This window comes from Silvibacterium sp., assembly GCF_047605705.1.
Taxonomy (GTDB): Bacteria; Acidobacteriota; Terriglobia; order Terriglobales; family Acidobacteriaceae; genus Silvibacterium.
This window is the reverse complement of the sequence record NZ_JASGFD010000016.1, coordinates 41,268-60,349: the sequence shown is the minus strand read 5'-3', so window position 1 is coordinate 60,349 and position 19,082 is coordinate 41,268. Positions and strand designations below refer to the sequence as shown.

General features: G+C 64.0%; 13 protein-coding genes and 2 pseudogenes. 10 read left to right on the top strand and 5 right to left on the bottom strand.

Translation table 11 applies throughout. The features are described 5' to 3' along the window. Positions 1 to 55: 55 nt before the first annotated feature. The 3 genes from QM649_RS08075 to QM649_RS08065 form a co-directional block, all read right to left on the bottom strand. Entirely contained in the window at positions 56 to 1,741 is a 1,686-nt protein-coding gene (locus tag QM649_RS08075; protein WP_415198514.1) for a S53 family peptidase, read from the bottom strand. 420 nt (positions 1,742 to 2,161) lie between these two features. Next, positions 2,162 to 2,608 carry a hypothetical protein gene (locus tag QM649_RS08070; RefSeq protein ID WP_415198513.1) on the bottom strand — a complete coding sequence of 149 codons (447 nt, stop codon included), beginning with the start codon at positions 2,606 to 2,608 and terminating at the stop codon, positions 2,162 to 2,164. Between the two features lie 271 nt (positions 2,609 to 2,879). Continuing rightward, positions 2,880 to 5,084: an OPT family oligopeptide transporter gene (locus QM649_RS08065; RefSeq protein WP_415198512.1), complete on the bottom strand. Its 2,205-nt coding sequence runs from the start codon at positions 5,082 to 5,084 to the stop codon at positions 2,880 to 2,882. Between the two features lie 339 nt (positions 5,085 to 5,423). On the opposite strand from QM649_RS08065, the gene QM649_RS08060 reads away from it, so the two are divergent. From QM649_RS08060 to QM649_RS08045, 4 genes are all read left to right on the top strand, one after another. Then, positions 5,424 to 6,575, top strand: coding sequence for a PP2C family protein-serine/threonine phosphatase (locus QM649_RS08060; RefSeq protein WP_415198511.1), 1,152 nt, complete (start codon positions 5,424 to 5,426; stop codon positions 6,573 to 6,575). Positions 6,576 to 6,776: 201 nt separating this feature from the next. Continuing rightward, positions 6,777 to 7,676 (top strand): EamA family transporter, encoded by a 900-nt coding sequence (locus QM649_RS08055; protein ID WP_415198510.1) that lies wholly within the window; start codon positions 6,777 to 6,779, stop codon positions 7,674 to 7,676. Between the two features lie 532 nt (positions 7,677 to 8,208). Further along, positions 8,209 to 8,874, top strand: a complete 666-nt coding sequence (locus QM649_RS08050) for a ComF family protein (protein ID WP_415198509.1) — start codon at positions 8,209 to 8,211, stop codon at positions 8,872 to 8,874. Between the two features lie 92 nt (positions 8,875 to 8,966). Continuing rightward, complete coding sequence (locus QM649_RS08045; protein ID WP_415198508.1) at positions 8,967 to 9,590, top strand: HNH endonuclease; 624 nt, start codon at positions 8,967 to 8,969, stop codon at positions 9,588 to 9,590. Between the two features lie 138 nt (positions 9,591 to 9,728). Here QM649_RS08045 and QM649_RS08040 read toward each other — a convergent pair whose 3' ends face one another. Continuing rightward, positions 9,729 to 10,877 carry a glycoside hydrolase family 88/105 protein gene (locus QM649_RS08040; RefSeq protein ID WP_415198507.1) on the bottom strand — a complete coding sequence of 383 codons (1,149 nt, stop codon included), beginning with the start codon at positions 10,875 to 10,877 and terminating at the stop codon, positions 9,729 to 9,731. Positions 10,878 to 11,240: 363 nt separating this feature from the next. Between QM649_RS08040 and QM649_RS08035 the strand changes: the two genes are divergently transcribed. The 6 genes and pseudogenes from QM649_RS08035 to QM649_RS08010 form a co-directional block, all read left to right on the top strand. Next, positions 11,241 to 11,837 (top strand): hypothetical protein, encoded by a 597-nt coding sequence (locus QM649_RS08035; RefSeq protein ID WP_415198506.1) that lies wholly within the window; start codon positions 11,241 to 11,243, stop codon positions 11,835 to 11,837. A gap of 20 nt (positions 11,838 to 11,857) precedes the next feature. Continuing rightward, positions 11,858 to 12,553: a hypothetical protein gene (locus QM649_RS08030; RefSeq protein ID WP_415198505.1), complete on the top strand. Its 696-nt coding sequence runs from the start codon at positions 11,858 to 11,860 to the stop codon at positions 12,551 to 12,553. Beyond that, the gene (locus tag QM649_RS08025) at positions 12,550 to 14,235 is read left to right on the top strand and encodes a hypothetical protein (RefSeq protein ID WP_415198504.1); all 1,686 of its coding nucleotides are present in this window, start codon (positions 12,550 to 12,552) and stop codon (positions 14,233 to 14,235) included. Before QM649_RS08030 ends, QM649_RS08025 begins: the two co-directional genes overlap by 4 nt. Before the next feature lie 29 nt (positions 14,236 to 14,264). Further along, the gene (locus QM649_RS08020) at positions 14,265 to 14,816 is read left to right on the top strand and encodes a hypothetical protein (RefSeq protein WP_415198503.1); all 552 of its coding nucleotides are present in this window, start codon (positions 14,265 to 14,267) and stop codon (positions 14,814 to 14,816) included. Between the two features lie 268 nt (positions 14,817 to 15,084). Then, a pseudogene (locus QM649_RS08015) lies at positions 15,085 to 17,400 on the top strand (carbohydrate-binding protein); the annotation flags it as partial. A 159-nt stretch (positions 17,401 to 17,559) separates the two neighbouring features. Further along, positions 17,560 to 17,910: pseudogene (locus QM649_RS08010) on the top strand (carbohydrate-binding protein); the annotation flags it as partial. Positions 17,911 to 17,982: 72 nt separating this feature from the next. On the opposite strand, the gene QM649_RS08005 reads toward QM649_RS08010, so the two are convergent. After that, the gene (locus tag QM649_RS08005; RefSeq protein WP_415198502.1) at positions 17,983 to 18,969 is read right to left on the bottom strand and encodes an SDR family NAD(P)-dependent oxidoreductase; all 987 of its coding nucleotides are present in this window, start codon (positions 18,967 to 18,969) and stop codon (positions 17,983 to 17,985) included. Positions 18,970 to 19,082 lie beyond the last annotated feature (113 nt).

The window sequence follows — 19,082 nt, the reverse complement described above, 5'->3', positions numbered from 1 at the left end:
GCTCTTATGGAGCAGGCCTTTTGCGTTGCGGTTGGGGGAGGGAATCTTTCGGGGATCACGGGGCGAGTGTGTTGATGAGCGCGGCCTTCGGGCTTCCCCAGCCGGTGACGAGGTCATAGCCGGTCACGGCGGAGTAGCTGCCCGACTTGCCGCTGGTGATGTCGTGGAAGTCGGTGGCGTAGGTGGAGGTTAGGTTGTCGGCGTAGATGGTGGCGTTGAAGAAGCCCGCGTAGGACTGACCGTTCGCCGCCGCCTGCTGGTTGGAGAGGGCGATGAAGCCGGCCCACATGGGCGCGGCGAAGCTGGTGCCTCCGTACTCGTTGGCGAGGCAGGTGGTCTGGTCGGCGCAGGTGTAGAAGGTGAAGTTCGCGTTGGCGGAGACGTCAGGCCCGTTGCGGTAGGTGGTCGAACCCTTGTTCGTCGAGGTGATGACTCCGGAAAGCTTCTGCCACGCGGGGATGGCGATCTTGTCGGGAGAGATGCCGCCGCCCGAGTCCGCCCACGCCGTCTCCGAGGCCCACGGGCCCGCGGCCTTGGTGGTGGTGAGGTCGGTGCCGCCGACGGAGATCACGTAGGCCGCATCCGCGGGCCACGCCTCGTTGCGGGTGGACCAAGTGGAATCGTCACCGGAGGCGGCGAAGAAGCTCTGGCCCTGCGCGGCCATCTTTTCAAAATAGGGATTCAGCGTCGTGGGGTCGGCGGGCGTCCATCCCCAGGAGCAGCCGATGGTGGTGGGCAGCGGGCTGTGCGTGGTCATCGCGCCGAGGATCGCGGTATCCGTGGAGCCGATGTACATGACCAGCGAGGCGAGGCCGGGAGCCATGCCGAGGGCCTGCGTCATATCGAGTGTCTGTTCGGTGTCATCACAATCGCCGCCGGCGCGGCTGTAGACGCAGGAGGTCGAGGTGCCGTCGACGGAGAGCAGTGTGATGGGCACGGAGTTGGTCTGTCCGACGTTCTTGTAGTAGGTGGTCAGGTCGGCGAGATCGGTGCCTTCGTATTCGAAGAGTCCGAGGTTCTGTCCGGCGCCGGTGAGCGCGGTGCCGCCGTAGTAGGCTGCGCGCATGTCGCTGCCGAGGAAGGACGCCGACGGGCCGGAGCCGGTGGTGGCGTGGGTGACGAGCGTCTTCGCGTCGACGCCGAGCTTCGCCGCGGTCTGCGTGCGGCTGGCGTAGAGCGGGTGCGGCACCGAGTAGTTATCGAGACCGGAGACGTGCCAGAGCGAGAAGCTCAGCGTGGTGGTGGGCTCGCGGTCAGCGGCGTAGAAAGTGCGGCCCGCGGCGGAATCCCTGTACGTGTTTAGCGTTATGTGGAAGGCCGATTCGATCGCCGAAACGGTGCCTTTGACCTGCACGTCCAGGCTGCCGAGGGAGCCGCCGGTGACGGTGAGTTTGTTGGCTTCCGCGAACTTGACCACCGCGTTGTAGTCGGCCTGTGATGGGCCGAAGCGGGCGGTGAATTCAGCAGGCGTGAGGTAGTGATGATAGCTCGCAGTGGAGGGATTGTAGAGATCTTCGAGGAAGCTCTGGAGGCCCGCCTCATCGCTGAGCGGAAGCACGATGTCGAGCGCGAGCGTCTGCGTGGAAGAGAGATGGCTCACGTATTCCGCGCCTCCGCTGCGAACGGCGTCGCGGACGTGATGCGTGGAGACATACTGCGCGTGAGCGGCGGCGCAGGCAAGCAGCGACGCGGTACACAGGGAAAGGCTTCGCGCAAGCGAACAACGAAGCGCGGCGGGCATCGCGATTCTGAACGGAGCTGGGCTCATTTCGGGTCCTCTGGTGCGGGGATGGAACAGCAGCAACAGTCGGCCAGCGAAGAGAAGGCGGGAGCGGTACGCAGAGCGGTGACCGCGGGCCGGAGCAAGACGTGCCGGTCACAGTAGCACGGAAAAATTCCGCACTGCAACGAAATCATGCATGCGAGCGGAGCACGCAGGTCGCATGTCCTTTCGTCACCTCTTTTGTATCTGTAACTGTGCGAGTTCTAAATCGACAAGAGAAAGAGGGCACAACTGGCAGGATTGCGGAGGCTCCAAGGGAGGCGTTGAGGATGCCGGGGAAGCCGAAGGCACGCGACGTGCAGGAAAGGGAATCGTGCGGTCCCGCCCCTGCCGATTCTCTCAGCAGGAGCGGGTATGGAGCGTTTTGCAGGGCCTTGTTTAGCGGTGACCGCCGCCGCCACCGGGATGGCCGCCGCCGGCGAAGCCGGGGTTGTGTTCGCCGCCGCCATCGTGGCCAGCGTTGCCGATGTGGCCGCGTCCATCGCGCGCTTCGTTGCCGTGGAAGCCGCCGAAGGCCGGCTCGCCGCGACCCGGCATGGGGCCATGGTAGCCGTAATGCGGGTCAAAGCGGTTATCGACGTGGCCGTAGAAACCACGCGGTCCATGGAACCAGGGTCCGGCACCGATAAAGACGCCGCCAACGAACCAGTCCGGGCCGTAGTAGCCGTAAGGGGCGCAGTTATACGGGGCGTAATCGAAGTATCCGTACGGGCAGACCGGCGCCGCTCCGATATTGACGACGACCTGCGCCGCCGATACCTGGTGCGCGCTGCTGACCAGCGCGGCACTGAGAGCCGTGAATGCAAGCAATTTCCAACGTGACATAAACCCTCCTAAATCGGGCGATGCTGCTGTATGAGTGTAAAGTAGGATGTCTTTCGGTGTCGCAAACGTGGCTTGAACGGCTGCATTTTTGTGCTGGCCATAGCGTTTCCATTGATCTGAATCAGGATTTTCGGAGCCCGCCCCGCAGAAAGGCTGGCGGAAGGGCTTCTGCGGCACGAAACATGCCCGTGCGTTTTAATGCCGCCGCAGCTTTCCGCAAGCAAAAGCCCCGGCCGGACGCCGGGGCTTTTGCTGCACATGTGAAGCATGTCTACTTCAGGGGCTTGCGCGCGAAGTAATACAGTGAGAAGGCCAGCAGCGCGAACATCACCACGGATAGAGGCTGGTGGTTGAGCAACTCATACGGGCCGGAGCCGGGGGCAAACCAGAGATGAAGAATAGTGTGGAATTTGTCTTCGTAAAGCTTACGGCTGACGCCGAGTAAGCCCACGATGCCGCCGGCGGCGATGAGTCCGCTGGCATAGAGCGAGCCGGGCGAGACTTCGCTCTCGGTTTCCGAGGCATCGCCGCCGGCGCGGGCCACGGCGCGGTCGACCATCCAGCGCACGACGCCGCCGACGAAGATGGCGAGCGTAGTTCCGATGGAGAGATACGCGCCCACGGCGAAGGAGAGCGAGCGAATGCCGAGCAGCTCAATCGCAATCACCAAGAAGACGCCGAGTAGGACGAGTCCCCAGGGAAGCTTGCGCGAGAGGATGCCGTTGATGACGGTAGCCATCAGGCGGCCCTGCGGCGCGGCGGCCTTTTCGCTCCCGATGCCCTGCGACCACTGGATCTCGATGTTGCCGGTTGCGGGGTTGTAGAGATATTTGCCGTCGGCAAGGGTGGGCGAGCCGAGCGCGTTGAGCAGCACGTACTGCGAGCTGTCGACGAAGTGGCCGGACTGGGCCTGTCCGGCTGCGTTTGGCTCCGTCAGCTCGATGCGCGGACGCGAAAAGTGCTGCTGCTGCACCTGCACGCCGGAGGGTAGCGCGGAGAGGCTGAGCGCGATGGGAGCCTTCATCGGCTTGAAGGTTTCCAGACCCTTGTTCATGGCGTTGAGCGTGAGTCCGATGGCGAAGACCGAGACGCCGACGCCGATCATGACGGCGAGCTGCTGCTTCCACGGCGTTGCGCCGACAAGAAAGCCGGTCTTGAGATCCTGCGAGGTGTCGCCTGCGTTGGCCGCCGCGATGCAGACCACGCCGCCGATGGTGATGGCGAGCGCGCCGAAGGCCGGGGCGGTCCATCCTTTGACGAGGAAGATGGCGGCGGTAGCCATCAGCGTGGCGATGGTCATGCCGGAGATGGGGTTCGCCGAGCTGCCGATGAGGCCGACAATGCGCGAGGAGACGGTGACGAAGAGAAATCCGAAGAGTACGACGAGCAGCGCTGCGGCGAGGTTCGCGAACCAGCTCACCTGCGCGCCGGGCACGGGCTTCAGTGTGAGGAAGAGGAACATCAGCAGCACCAGCAGCAGGCTTCCGCCGATGACGACGCTCATGGGCAGATCGTGCTCGGTGCGCTTCGCCGTCGATGCCGAAACATTCTTGCCGATGGTCTTCGCGCCTGCGGTAAGCGCGCCGATGATCGTAGGCATGGTCTTGAGCAGCGTGATGAGGCCGGAAGCGGCGACAGCGCCTGCGCCCATGGGGCGCACATAGGTGCTCCAAAGGTCAGAGGGCGACATCTGCGAGATGGGTACGGTGCCGGGGTAGACCGGGCCGGGTACATGCACGCCGAAGAAGTGGATCATGGGCATGACCACGAGCCAGCTGAAGACGCCGCCTGCGATGAGCACGCCCGCCACGCGCGGTCCGATGATGTAGCCCACGCCGAGATACTCGGGCGTGGCATCGGCGCGGATGGCCGAACCGGGGAGCCACTTGGGTTCGTAGTTCGGCGTGCCGGGCCATGCGCCCAGCAGGTTCTCGTTCTGGAAGAGCGTGTAGACCGCGCCTAGTCCGAGGCCGAAGAACACTCTGCTGGCAAACGATCCGCCCTTTTCGCCGGCGATGAGCACGTCAGCGCAGGCGGTGCCTTCGGGATAAGTGAGGTTGCCGTGCTCTTCCACGATGAGCTGGCGGCGCAGCGGGATCATAAAGAGGACGCCGAGCCATCCGCCGAGCAGCGCCAGGATGAAGATGCGCGTGTACTCGAGATCGAAGCCGAGGAAGATGAGCGCGGGCAACGTGAAGATGACGCCCGCGGCGATCGACTGGCCCGCATTGCCGGTGGTCTGGACGATATTGTTCTCAAGAATGGACGCCTTGCCGAGCGCGCGGAGAACGGAGATCGACAGCACCGAGATAGGGATGGACGCGGCGACCGTGAGCCCGGCGCGCAGGCCGACGTAGACGGTGACGGCTCCGAAGATGATGCCGAAGATGGCGCCGAACAGGACGGCGCGGACGGTGAACTCACGTCGCGACTCCGCGGCGGGAACGAAGGGTTGGAACTCGGGCTGAGCAGACACGCGGAAAGAACCTCCGGACTAGCCGTCCAGGCTGCTACGCGCAGGGCGAACCGCCTTCGGCAGTTCGCTCCCGATGGTCGCGGTCGCAGGGGAACGGATGTTCCTGAAAACTACAAAGCTACATCCTATCCTGCTATGCCTCATCCTGTACCCCACGCAAAGTGACCGCCGGTTTGCGCGGGGTGCTCATATCCTCCGCTCTTCCGTGTGAGTGCATGTGAGCCCCATCCATGACCAGCGGTTTGTCATGGGTAGAGCACCCGGCGATGACGGAAGCACTACACCCCACACCCTATTCCCTATACCCTGTGTTGCATGGGTTATCCGCCGCAAATACCGATGGCGCCGCCGCCCCGGCAGTCGAAGATCGACCGCTTCTGGCAGCGGGTGACTGAGGGCATGGCGCTGAGCGAGCTGTGGATGCAGTTCCGCCGCGATGCGACCTCGAGCTACCGGCTGTATTCGAAGGATGTGAACGCGGCGCGTGGGGAGGACCCTTCGCAGCGCAGGGGCTGGAGCCTGGTGCTGCGGCAGTACTTCTGGGCGATCGTGGAAAAGCTGACCCCGGCGCGGCGTGTGCTGCTGCTGGCGGCGCTGGTGCTCATCTTCCTGCCCGGCGGCGAGTGGTCGCATGAGACGCCGCATGGCGAGGTGAAGGTCTTTGCGCTGGATCTCCACTTCTACGGCGGCCTGCTGATGTTCGCACTGCTGGTGCTGGAGGTGGGCGACCGCGTGGTGATGAAGCGCGATCTGCAGATCGCGAAGGAGATCCAGGAGTGGCTGCTGCCTGCGCAGCCGCCGGCGGTCCCGGGCGCGGAGATCGCATTTCTCACGCGCCCTGCGAATACGGTGGCGGGCGATTACTACGATGTCTTCGCGCGGCTGCGCCCGTCCGAGGCGGAACGGTCTGCGGGCGAGACGTATCTGCTCGCCGTGGCCGATGTGGCCGGCAAGAGTGTGCCCGCGGCCATGCTGATGGCGACCTTCCAGGCGAGCCTCAAGACGCTGAGCGCGACACATGGACCGCTGACCATGCTGGTGGAGCGGATGAATCGTTATGCCTGCAGCAACAGTCAGAACGGGCGTCGATTCACGACGGCTTTCATTGCGGAGTATGACCCGGCAACGCGGCGGCTGACGTATGTGAACGCGGGACACAACAACCCCATCCTGCGGCGTGCTTCCGGGCAGATCGAGCGGCTGGATGTCGGGGGTATGCCGCTGGGCATTATGGATGGTGTGCCCTACGCTTCGGGCGAAGTGTTGCTCGCATCGGGCGACTTGCTGGCGATCTTTACCGATGGCCTGACAGAGGCCGAGGACCTGCGCCAGCAGGAGTATGGCGAGATGCGCCTGCAGGTGATGCTGCACTCGGGTGCAAGATTGCCCGCGCGAACGCTGCTCGAGACGATCATGGTGGACGTCGACCGCTTCGTCGGCGGAGCTCCGCAGCATGATGATGTGACCTGCCTGCTGATGAAGGTGCTCTAGCTGCTGCGGTCGGAATGACAATGTCGTGGGATAAGAGAATGTTGTTCCCTCGATAGGATCTGTCATTCCGACCGAAGCGAAGCGGAGTGGAGGAACCTGCGGTTCTGTGCATCACCGCCGGGTGCCCTACGTCTCGATTCTGAGACGTGGGAACGTACGATCCGTGTCTGCGTTTATCCAAGCCTGCCGTATGCTCGCTTCATGCGGGTGCGCAGGCTGCTGGCCTATGCGGCAATTTACTTTCTGTGGGGCGGTTCCTTCCTCGGAATTCGCGAGGTCGTGGCGGTGCTGCCGCCGTTCTTCGCGGCTGCCTTTCGATTTTTCTCGGCGGGCACGCTGCTGCTCGTCTTCGCGCTGCTGACTTCGCGCAAAGAGAGAGCAAGTGGTCCGTTTTCCCTGAGCGGGCGCGAGTGGCGCAATGTGGCGCTGCTGGGGCTGGTGCTGTTCGTTGGTGACTACGCCTGCCTTTTCTGGGCCGAGCAGCGGATCGCCTCGGGTATTGCGTCGGTGATCGCGGCGACGATCCCGGTGTGGATCTTTGCAGGTGAAGTCTTCATATTGCGTACCCAGCGGCTGGCGGCGTGGCCGATGGTGGGCATCGCGCTGGGTTTTGCCGGCGTGGTCGCGCTGACGTGGGATTCGGTGCGGGGCCGCTCTCTGGGCTCGTTCGCAGGAGTGCTGGTCGCGCTGCTCGGATGCCTGTGCTGGTCGGCCGGCACGCTGCTTTCGCGCAGGCTGCGTCTGCCTGCATCCCGGGTGGTGAATGCGGGCTGGCAGATGGCGATCGGCGGGGCGATGCTCTTCGCGCTCTCGGCGGCAACCGGCGAGTGGGGACATCTGCCGCATGGTGTGAGCCTGCGGGCGGTGGTCGCGATGGCATATCTCATCGGCGCGGCATCGATCGTGGCCTTTACGGCCTACGTGTGGCTGCTGGGGCATGAGCCGATGGGCCGCGTGGCCAGCTACGCGTATGTAAATCCGGTGGTGGCGCTGGGACTGGGCGCGGCGCTTGCGGGCGAGCGGCTGTCGGCAGTGGAGATGGCGGGCAGCGCGCTGGTGGTGATGGGCGTGTTTGCGACGCTGCGGGGGAAGCGGGGTTAGCGGCCAGACAGAAAACGGCCAGGGATGAAGCGGCCAGCTTTCTCACTGACTGCTGGCCGTACTTGTGACTGGCTGCCCAAATCCCCTTGTCCCCCCACTCAAGGCAACACCGGGCTTGAATGGGCCACCGTCGGGTCTTCTGGCGCTTTTTTCTCCCCGAGCAACCCAACAGGCGTATACTCACACGCAACGGCGGCTTCCAGCACGCCGCCGAGCGAGGTGCGCTTTCAGCAGTCAACGAGACCGGCTGACGATCGAGCTTCCCGAAAGCCAGACGAGTGCCTGGCGCGCAGTGGTTCGCGTGCTTCGAAGTTCACCGCCTGGTGCATCCGCTGGTCCTTCGCTCCTGAGACAATGCCTTTCCGCGTGTTTCCCCGTTGACTGCCGGGTTTGCGGTCTTCCTTTCGCGGAATCCTCTTCCGCGCCTGTCTGCTCCGCCTGCTGGAGCGACATCTCTCTCGAAAAAAATCCTGTGTGCCGCCGGTGTGGTGAGCGCCTTGTTGCGTCCGAGACTCCTGGTGAGGATTGCCGGATGTGCGAGCTTGCGCCTCCGCACTTTACCCGCGCGGTTGCGTGCGGCCCGTATGACGGCGCAATGCGCCCGCTGCTGCACCTGCTGAAATACGACGGCCTGGAACCGGTGGCCGGACAGATCTCCGCGCTGCTGGCCGCGCGCCTTTCTGCGGAGAGCGATCTTCCTGCCCAGATGTCGGTCGTGCCGGTGCCTCTGCACCGGGCGCGTCGCCGTGAGCGCGGATTCAACCAGGCGGAACTGCTGGCGCGCGGTGTGGTGCGTGCGATGCGGGGCCTTCGTCCCGAATGGAAAGGAGCGCTCAACGCGAGAGCGCTGCGAAGAGTGCGAGCGACCCAGAGCCTGGCAGGCCTGAGCCTGTCCGAGCGCCGGCGCGTGTTGCGCGGCGCTTTTTTTGTCGCCGAGCCGGAAGCGATCGCGGGCAGGGATGTTCTGCTGGTCGATGACATTTTCACCACAGGTGCGACGGTCCGCGCTTGCGCCTTCGCGCTGAAGCGTGCCGGCGCGGCGACCGTGTGGGTGGCGACGGCGGCCCGCGCGCAGAAGGCCGAGGCCACGGCACGGTTCGAAATGCCGCAGGAAGAGGCGGCGCAGGAAGAGTTTCGCGAACCGACGGCGGACGAGATGAGGCAGGACGCGGTGGTGTGGCGGGGTACGGTCCATTAGCCGCACGAGGAAGGACTTTTGATCCGGAGGGTCGATGTGCCGGGTGCGCTCGAGGGAACGACGGAGGGGAAAGGATGTCGCTGGGAAAGGCTATGATCCACGCTCGCAAGCAGAAATCACTCGCCAAGTGCCACACGCTTTCGCATGCCGAGAGCCGCGTGGCGGTTGAGTCCGTTGAAGTGCGGACGCGTTTCAACTCCGCCATGCAGACGCCGGTGCTGGTGCTGAATGCCTCCTACGAGCCGATCAACATCTGCGGGGCGCGCCGCGCGCTGGTGCTGGTGCTGAAGGGCGTGGCCCGCACCGAAGAGGAGCAGGGCGCGACGCTGCACGCGGCGCGGACGCGGATGCCCATGCCTTCGGTGATCCGGCTGCTCGAATACCGCCGCATCCCGCACCAGACACGGGCTCTCTCGCGCAAAAACATCCTGCTGCGCGACCGCAATACCTGCCAGTACTGCGGCATCGTGCTGCACTCGTCCGAGTTGACGCTCGACCACGTGCTGCCGCGTTCGCGCGGAGGCACCTCGACATGGGAGAACCTGGTCGCCTGCTGCCACAGCTGCAACCGCCGCAAGGGCAATCAATTGCTGCACGAGTTAAGGGATATGAAGCTGATGCGTGAGCCGCGCCCGTTCTCGCTGCACACCAGCCGGCACATCATGCGCATGATCGGCCACTCCGACCAGAAGTGGCGGAAATACCTCTACTACTAAGAGCGTCGCCCTTTGCGGCTGCGCCTTCGCTTCGAACTTGTCATTCCGACCAAAGCGACCGCAAGACAGAACAACTGTCTCGCTTCGGTCGGAATGACAACCGTCTTATAAGAACGGGCGTTCAGAAGGTGGTGACCTCTACCGCGTGCGCGACATCCGGTCGAGTTCCGCGCCTGCGAGCAGGAAGGCTCCCACACCGTACACGTAGCTTGCGCCGGGTGTGTAGGCTCCGGGTGCGGCTCCGATCGGCTGCACGTCGCCGAGGCGGCCATCCTGATAGACGTGCCGCACAAGGCCGGTCCAGCCGTGCTCCACGACTGGCTTGAAGCGTTTGCGGTCGAGGATGCCGTGATCGATGCCCCAGGTGATGGCATAGACGAAGAAGGCCGAGCCTGAGGTCTCGGGCTCCGGGTAGTCGGCCGCGTCGAGCAGGCCGGGACGCCAGAGACCGTCCGGGCCCTGGAGCTTCGCGACGGCGTCGGCCATCTCGCGAAACTTCTCGATGTAGAAGGCGCGGTGCGGATCATCGGCGGGCAGGTGCTCGAGCATCTGCGCGAGGCCGCCCATCACCCAGCCATTGCCGCGCGACCAGAAAAGCTTGCGGCCGTTCTTCTCATGCTTGTCGAGATAGGTGGCGTCGCGCGAGAAGAGGTGTTCCTGCGGGTCCCAGAGGAGATCCGATGTCCGCTGCCACTCATGATGCATATAGTCGCGATACTTCGCGTCGTGGGTGCTTTCGGCGAGCCCGGCCCACACAGGCGGCGCCATGAAGAGCGCATCGCACCACCACCAGACGGGCTTCGCGGGGTCGTCGGGGATTTGCATTACCTGATCGAACTGCGCGCGCATGGGCGCAAGACGTGCGGGATCGGGCTGCTCGCGGTAAAGCGCGAGATACGACTGCCCGATGGCCTGATCGTCGGCATGCTGCTGGCGTGGGCCGAGGGTCCAGTGATAGTGCGTGGCCACGCCGAGGACGAGATCGCGATAGGCCGGGTCGTGGAGCGTCTGCGAGGCGGTGAGCAGTCCGAGGTAGAGCGTGGCGTAGGTCCAGTCCTGACTGGGAGTGTCGGCGATGCGGCGCGCCTGCCAGTCGCCGACCCTGCGCATGGCGGCTTCAATGGCTTTGGGCTTGAGTGCGGGGGAGAGGTCGGTGGCGAAAGGGCCGGGATCGGCGGGTGCACCGCCCGCTGCGGGCTGTTGTGCCGATACGTTTGGGACGGTAAAAGCGAGGCATGCGCCGAATGCGGCGAGGGACAGCAGTCTTCCGATCGTTTTTTCGAGCACGTTCGCGAGATCTCCCGGGGGTGAGGCTCTCGAAACTTGTATCACGCAGGGAACTGGCTGCGCTAAGCGACCGATGATTGGCCTGTATCCGTCCGCGTCGCATTCTATGCGCGCACTCTCACCGTTTGTCTTCGCTCCGTACGCTCTGAGCTGTTTCGGGAACGGCAGCACGCCACTGTTTCATATTGAATCAGTTGCCTCCTTCGAGACCTTTCCTGCCTCTTTCTTCCGATTGTTTTGTGCTGAGATTCATTGTGCAGGCAGTTGCTGCCGACCTTATCCGAAGAGAGTCCGGGCGCGGATACAGGGGGAGACGGTATGGATACGAAGCACAGCGCGAGTGGTGGGAGCGGAGCCGGTTCGGTGAGACGACATCGGACACACCTATGCCAGAAACGCCTGCTCCAGATATGTCCGCTCCAGATATGCCTGCTCGCGTTGCTGCTGCCGTGGCTCTGCGGACTGCCGTTATACGGGCAGCTGAACTCCTCGACCTCCTCGGTGACGCTCTCGGCCACCATGGGCGAATCGCTCACAGTGGCGGCGACGCCGTCGAGTGTCTCGTTTGTCTTGCTGCCGGGCGGCGTGGCGCTGGGCGCCGTGCCGGTGGTTATCACCACGACGTGGGTGCTCTCCTCGTCACGCGCGAATGTGGTGCTGGATGCCTACTTCACCAGCAGCACGCAGGCTCTGATCAGCGGCACGACGAAGATTCCTCCATCCGAGGTGCTGGGGCAGGTGCTGACGGGCACGCCGGTGACCTACACCGCCTTTACGGGCACCGGCGCGCTGGGTCCGGCGGGCGCGGAGCTGACGCTCTTCACGCAGCCGATCACGGTGCTGAATTACTCGGCGCTGCGCGTCGATACGCTGACGCTTGAGGTCAACCTGGGCTCGCAGACGCAGCTGCCCGCCGGCACCTATACCGGCACGCTGACGCTGGCCGCGCAGGCGCTCTGAGCGGTGGAAGGAGAACACGCATGCGCACAGCCATCGTCGCAATGCTCCTGCTGCTGTGTGGACGGCTGTATGCGCAGACGGTCGAGCCGGTCATTGTGGAGTATCAGGGCAAGGGCGAGGGCCGGATCACGCTGACGAACACGGCCGACGTGCCGGTGGCGGTGGTGCTCGAGGCGAAGAGCTTCACCATCGGGCCGGATGGCAACGGGATCTTCCGGCCCCTCGACGAGGCGATTCATCTGCGTCTCTCTTCGACCAGCGCGCGGGTGATGCCGCACGACAAGTATTACGTCTTCTATTCGGTCGCAGCCGATCATCTGCCTGCGTGGCTGACGGTTTACGCGACCTTTTCGCCGCTGCACCATGGGCAGGCGATGGACCTGCGGATCATGCTGCCGCACACGATCTATCTCTACCAGAAGGACAGGCTGACGGAGGGCGATGTGAAGGTGAGCGCGGCGCGCTTCGATGCGCAGGCGCACAAGGTCATCTGCACGCTCGAGAATGAGAGCGGACGCCTGGCGCGGGTACGGCAGGTGAAGGTGACGGGCGGCCATGACGGGCACGATGAGGCCGACGCCGCCGGATTTCCCTTCCTGCCGGGCGCGGAGCGGCAGGTGGAGATCGCATGGAAGGCGGCTGAGGCCCCGGGCGAAATCGCCTTCCAGTTCGACGGCTTCCGGGTAAAGAGCGGGGTGGCCGCGGCTGCGCCATGAGAATGTCTCCGGCCTGCATCGTCGTTCGGGATGCGGCGCTGGCGACGATCCTTCTGATGGCGCTGTTGGCAACCACGCGAGAGGCCGGAGCACAGGCCTTCGAGCTGAAGGCGGGGAGCTCCTCGCTCTACGACTCGCAGGGCGGAACGATATGGATGCATGCACCCACCTTCGACGTTTCTGCGGGCGCGGGCCTCGCAGCGGGCCACGTCGTGGGTGGCTTGCAGGGGCGAAAGACGGTGGGCCTGACGACCTATACCCTGGGCACCGAGACGATTCCGTTTCACCTGGTGACGGACATCTTCGAGGACGGCTTTTATCTGAATGGCGTGGGAGCCAGCCTCGCGCGACGTCGTCCGTCGGAGGACGTGTTTGTCTTTGCCGGCGCGACCTCGAAGACCTTCGATTCGCCGTTCTTCGAAGGCGCGCAGGCGGAGGAGCCGGCGGGGATTCTCTTCTGGCGGAAGGCGTTCTCGCCGCGGCTAAGCTCGTTGAGCTCGGTGCTGCTGTCGGATCAGCTGACACTGATCGAAGGGCTGGATTTTAAGGCGTCGCCTTCGTCGCGTGTAGCGATTTCTTTGGGCGCGGGTGCGGGCCAACCATACGCGGCGGCAAGTGTGAAGCTGCGCAGCGAGAGGTTCGACGTGAAGGCCGCGTATATCGAGACGGGAAGCCGTTTTCGCCGTGTGGATGCCTCGCAGCCGCTGGTCTCCGAGCCGGTTCGCGAGAACTTGGAGCTGACGTTTCATCCCCGGGAAAGCATCGGCTTTACGGTGATGCGGCGGAACTACCTGACGCCGCTAGTCAACGTGCCGGATGGCGTGAGGAGCAGCGTGAACCAGGGCGCGATGACTCTCCATCTCGCAGCTACGAGTCTTTCGGCGACGGTCTTTGAGTCGTCGTTCGAGGGGCAGCGCGATGTGGGGGCGATGGTGATGGCGGACCGTCCCATCGGGCCGCACACCGATCTGGAGACGAGCTGGTTTGAGAGCCGTCCGGAGAGCGGCAACGCGACGCGCTCGCTGATGACGACGCTGACCCGGCAGCTGAGCCCGCGGCTGGATCTCTCGCTGACGGACAATACCTCGGCCGGTTCAAACACACTGAGCGTGGGTGGTAGCTGGCTCTCGAACCTGGCGACGGTAAGTGTGCAGTACCAGACCTACTACGTGCCGCAGATGGTCGCATCGCCCTTTGAGCAGGCCACGATGTTCGACGCGCGCATGCATCCGCTGCCGATCATGACGGTGGGCGTGAGCACGCTGGTGATGGCGAACGGCAAGGTCGGTTACACGGCGGAGCTGGACACGATGCTCGGCGAGCGCGGCATGCCTGGACCTCCGCGGCAGACGGAAGTGGGCCCGATGCTGCTGCGGGTATGCGTGAGCGACGAAGCGGGCGAGGGAGTGGACGGCGCGGCGGTGGAGATCGACGGGCGGATCATCTATGCCGACTCGATGGGCTGCTTTCTCCTGCGTGAGCACAAGGCGGTGCTGCACTCGCTGCGGGTGCTCGGAGACCAGTTCCTGGATGGCAGCGTGTATGAGGTGGTGGAGGCGCCGCGCGTGGTGATGAGTGCGCCGGAGAGCCATGCGGCGGAAGTGCGGATCGTGGTGCGCGCGGCGACGGGCCGCGTGCCGATCGGCGACTCCGACGAAAGCCCTAACCGGAGACGGGACTGACACCTGTGAGGCGGGTGTGGATCCGGTTTGTGTGGCTGATGTTTGCAGCCTGCTGCCTTGCGCCGGGCTCGCCGGAAGGCGTATTGCCGGCGCAGGTCATCCGCGTGCAAACACCGCGCCCGAAGCCGAATGTGACGGTTGGGGATACGCTGACGGTGTCGGCGACGCCGGCTTCGGTGAGCTTCCAATTGACGCCGGGCAGTCCGGCGCAGGCTTCAAGCGTGGTGAGTGTGACGACGACGTGGACGGGGATATCGCTACTGTCCTCAATTACGCTTTCGGCGTACTTCGCGAGCGCGACGCAGGCGCTCACGGGCGGGTCGCCTGTCTCGTCGATTCCATCCTCGGTGGTCCTGGGGAAGGTGCCATCGGGACTTCCGACCAGCTTTACGCCTTTCACGCAGACGGCGCCGCTGGGGCCTGTTGGCAGCGGGCTGCTGCTCTATAGCCAGACCTCGGTACTCAGCCTTGGAGGCAGCCGCACCGATGCGCTGAGCCTCGAGATTGACCTGACGACGTTGCCGCAGCTGCCCGCCGCTACCTATACCGGCGTGCTGGTGCTGCAGGCGCAGGCCTTTTAGCGCGAGAACGGGATTCCTACACCTTGCTCGGGCAGCTTGCTGCGGTCGTAATGACAGAGCGTCGTTATGTCTCTCTCGGCGCTGTGCTTCCCCACCGAAGCCAACATTGAGCTTGCATGGGCCGCCCAGCTCTTCTGCGGCTGCTGTGGGTTCTTGAAGACAAACGTTTGTTCTTGACAGCTCTAAAATCGCGGTGCTATCCATCCAGTCGCTCGCGAAAACAGGTATTCGCGGCGGTTACAAAATCTGGTTCTGACAGGACGATGCAATGCAATCCTCCCTTAGTGTGGGTACTCGAGGGCGCGGGAAAACTGCGTCTCTCTTTTGGATGGCGTGTGGCGCGGTGCTTGCGGTATGCGGTGCGATGAGTGCATCGGGTGTGGCGCAGGCGCAGACGGTGAGTGTGGTGCAGACCAATGCGGATCAGTCGGCGCTGCTGGCAGCTCAGCCTTCAATGGCTTTTCAGCCCGGCACCGGCACGCAGATGGCAATCGACGTGGATGACACGGTGCGCTTTCAGGCGCTCGATGGCGTGGGCGCGTCGTTCACCGATTCGGCGGCGTATCTCGTGTGGAACAAGCTGACGGCGGCGCAGCGCGCGTCACTCATGCAGGATCTCTTCGGCACCAGCGGCATTCACCTGAGCTTCCTGCGGCAGCCGATGGGCGCGACCGATCTGGCGCTGAGCAATTACACCTATGACGATCTTTCGGCGGGCGACAGCGATCCGCAGATGACGCAGTTCTCGATCCAGCATGACGAGGCCTACATCATTCCGACGATCCGGGCTGCGCTTGCGGTGAATCCCTCGATCAAGGTGCTGGCGCTGCCGTGGTCGCCGCCCGCGTGGATGAAGACGAGCCAGTCGACGGGTGGCGGCACGCTCGAGCCGGAGTATTTCCCCGCGCTGGCGAAGTACTTCACGAAGTTTGTGCAGGCCTATGAGAAAGACGGCGTGCCGATCAACTATCTCGCTGTGCAGAACGAGCCTCTGTATGAGACGACGGGCTACCCGACGATGTTCATGGCGGAGAACGACGAAGCCACGTTCATCGGACAGTATCTTGGGCCTGCTCTGCTGGCGCAGCGATTCAAGAATCAGGGTTGGAACTTCTCCGGCCAACACAGCGATGCTACGGATGCGACGCCGGGCATTCTTGGCTACGAGCACAACTGGGATAACCCGCTCTATCCGGAGCTGCTGTTGCGCGATCCTTCGGTGCGGCCATGGCTTACCGGCGTGTCGTTCCACTGCTATGCAGGTACGACGTCCGATGCGCAGGATGCGATTCACGATCTCGACCACGGCGCGCCGGTGTGGTTCACCGAGTGCACGGGCGGATCGTATGCGCCGGACTTTGCGACCAACCTGCCGAACATGGTCGAGAGCGACGTGATCAACGTGCTGCGCAACTGGGGCAAGAGTGTGACGCTGTGGAATATGGATCTGGACGAGAACGGCGGTCCGACTGTACAGAACGGCTGCACGGACTGCCGTGGCGTGGTGACGATTGACACCAGCACGACGCCCGCGACGGTCTCACGCAACGTGGAGTACTACGTGCTCGGGCATCTCTCGAAGTATGTGCAGGCGGGCGCATACCGCATCGCCTCGAACACATTCGGGACGGGCAGCGTGGAGGATGTGGCCTTCAAGAATCCGGATGGGTCGGTGGCGGTGGTAGTGCTGAACGATGCGTCGGAGCCGAGCACCTTCACGCTGAACTGGCGCAGCCAGTATGTGACGTACACGCTGCCTGCGGGCGCCGTGGCGACGTTCACGTGGCAGGGGTATCCGGGCTCCACGTTCGGTGTGACGGCTGGACCGGATGCGCAGACCGTGGCTCCGGGCGACGGCACTGGATTTGTCGTCGATGTCGATCACTACGGGCGCAGCTTAGGGAACGTGCGCCTCGATTTCGGCAGCCTGCCTTCGGGCGTGTGGGGACATCTGGAACCGCAGCTGTTCTCTTCCTCCAGTGCAGCGCAGCACTATGCGCTGCGGCTCGATGCTTCTTCAGGCGCGAGCTCGGGGACGTATCCGGTGACGGTGACGGGTGTGCAGGGCAATACACAGCGCAGCTCGACCGTGCAGCTGACGGTGGGCGGCGAGGAGACGCCCTATGGCGGCACGGCGTGGGCGATCCCGGGTGTGATCCAGGCGGAGAACTTCGACAACGGTGGCAAAGGTGTGGGGTACTTCAACCTTGCGACCACAGACCAGGGCGGTGCGAGTTATCGGCCGACGGAGACGGTCGGCATCGAGGTGACGAGCGACACCGGTGGCGGCTACGACGTGGGCTACACCGATGAAGGGCAGTGGCTGAAGTACACGGTGAATGTGCAGCAAAGCGGTCTCTACACTCTGCAGGCGCGGGTGGCTTCGCTGGGTGATGGCGGCTACTGGCATGCGGAGTTCGACGGACGGAACGTGACGGGCAACCAGTACACGCCTGCCACCAACGGCTGGCAGACATGGGAGACGATGTATAGCCCGGTCTTTCCGCTTACGGCGGGCAAGCACATGATGAAGATCGTCTTTGATGGCAATGGGCCGACTGCCGGCATGGGCAATTTCAACTGGTTTGCAGTGGAACCGGTGACGGCCTCCACGCCGTACGGCGGCACGGCGGCTTCAGTGCCGGGCACCATCCAGATGGAGAACTACGACGCAGGCGGCAAGGGCGTTGCCTACTGGAACGGCAATACAAGTAACAGTGGCGGTGACAATTACCGCCCGGGCGATACGGTCTACATCGAGGCGTGCTCGGATACGGGCGGCGGCGCGGATGTGGGCTCGACGAATCCGGGCGACTGGCTGAACTACACCGTGAACATCGAGCGCGCGGGCCGTTACACGCTGCGCGTGCGGGTGGCGACAGACGTGGGCGGCGGTGTCTTCCATCTTGCCGTGGACGGGCACGACGTCAGCGGGCCGATCACGGTGCCGGAGACTGAGGGCTGGCAGACATGGCAGACGCTGGAGGTGCCGAATATCCAGTTGCCTGGCGGCACACACACGCTGCAGATGGTGATGGATACAGGCGGCTACTACAACACCATCTCGAACTTTAACTGGTTCTCGCTCGAGTAGGACGAGCGCGGGAATCATGTTGCGGCCGGCGAGAGAATGTGGGTCTCGCCGGCCGCATTTTTAGTTGTGATGTTAAAAAGTTTCGCCGACCAGCTCTTCGCTCTTCTTCCATAGTGTTTCGGCGCTGGCTTCGTCGAGCGCGTAGGCGCGTATGCCTTCCCTGGCGACGGTGATTTCGGCGTTGTCAGGAACGGTGTGCGCAACATGGCAGTCCTCGCAATACTTGCCGCCAACTTCCTCGGCAGGAGCGACGACAGCGGCCCAGACGGAGGTTGCGGCGCCCTGCGGGACGGTCTTCCACTGGAAGGGCGGCAATCCGGCCGCGGCCTGCTGCTCGTTGATCTGCGTGATAAAGGCTTCGATGGCGCCGGGCTCCATATGGCGGGCAAGCTCGGTCTGGATGCCTCCGGGATGCACAGCCGCCGCGCGGATGCCGCGTGCGCGATGGCGCTTGTCGAAGGCCACGGCGAAGAGGATGTTGGCGGTCTTCGAGCGGCCATAGGCCGCCCAGGGGTCATACGGCGTGTGCTCGAAACCGGGATCGTCGATGCTGACGTTCGAGAAGCGATGGCCGGCGGAGGAGAGATTCACGAGGCGCCCGCCGTCGCGCAGCAGCGAAGCGATGCGGTTGACGAAGACGAAGTGGCCGAGGTGATTGGTGCCGAACTGCGTCTCGAAGCCGTCGGCGGTGTGGCCGAAGGGCGTGGCCATGACACCGGCATTGGCGATGATGATGTCGAGCGGCTCCGCCTTCGCGATCAGCGTGTCGGCCGCGGCGCGGACGCTGGCAAGGCTGGCGAGATCGAGCTCGAGGACCTCGAAGCTGCCGCCGGAAGTCTTCGCCGCATCGCGGACAACAGCGGTGGCGCGGTCGGCCTTAGCGAGGTCGCGCGCGGTCCCGACGACATGCGCGCCATGGGCGACGAGAGCACGGGCGGTTTCGACGCCGAGGCCGGCCGATACGCCGGTGACCAGGATTCGCTTACCCTTGAGGGAGATACCCTGGAGGACGTCCTCGGTGGTGGAGGAGTAGCCGAAGGGCTGAGTGGCGGTCGACATTTGGATCTGCTCCTTGTTGATGTGTGACGGGTAGGTGCGCTGTGTGACGACAGCAGCAGGTTCGGGAAAAGGAAAATCTGAAGCGGAGAGTGTCTCCGGTAAATATAGATAAA